At 54.8% G+C, this 571-nt stretch carries 1 protein-coding gene; it reads left to right on the plus strand.

Annotation, left to right across the window (positions count from 1 at the left end; all coding sequences use genetic code 11):
- The coding region (locus tag IRZ56_RS22930; protein ID WP_196147028.1) for an immunoglobulin-like domain-containing protein at positions 1–571 on the plus strand (571 nt) is incomplete at both ends.

Consider the following 571-nt stretch of genomic DNA (forward strand, 5'->3'; position numbering starts at 1 on the left):
AGCAGCCAACCTTCACCATCCGGATCAGTGAAAAACTCGATCACGATGTGACGGTCACGCTGAGCAACAACCAGCAGGTCGTCATCCAGGCTGGTAAGACTGAAGTCGATTATTCGCTGCCGGCTCAAGGTGATGATGTATTCAAAGACGCGGGTGAAGTTTCGCTGGGCGTCACCGATGCGAGCGTCGACGGTAAGCAATTCGAGAACCTGCAACTGGGCGACGACGCTACGGTCAAGATTACCGACACCGTCAGCGAAGTAACCGCCACATTGTCTGTGGACAAATCCACTCTCGCTGAAGGTGGCGAGATCACCTACACCGTCACTCTCAGCAATGGCCAAAAGCTGCCGGTCACTGGTCACGGCGGCCTGGTGTTCAAGCTGACCGATGGCACCGAAGTCACTATTCCAGCCGGCAGCGCCAGTGGCTCCGCCACCGTTAAAGCCCCTGATGATGTGTTCACTGGTGGTCAACCAGAAATCGTCAACAAGCTCGATACCGTTACCGGCAGCGACAACTTCGAGAAATTGACCCTGGACCAAGGTGAAGTAAAAGTTGATGTCACCGA

This window comes from Pseudomonas guariconensis (genome assembly GCF_015680235.1).
GTDB lineage: Bacteria > Pseudomonadota > Gammaproteobacteria > Pseudomonadales > Pseudomonadaceae > Aquipseudomonas > Aquipseudomonas guariconensis_A.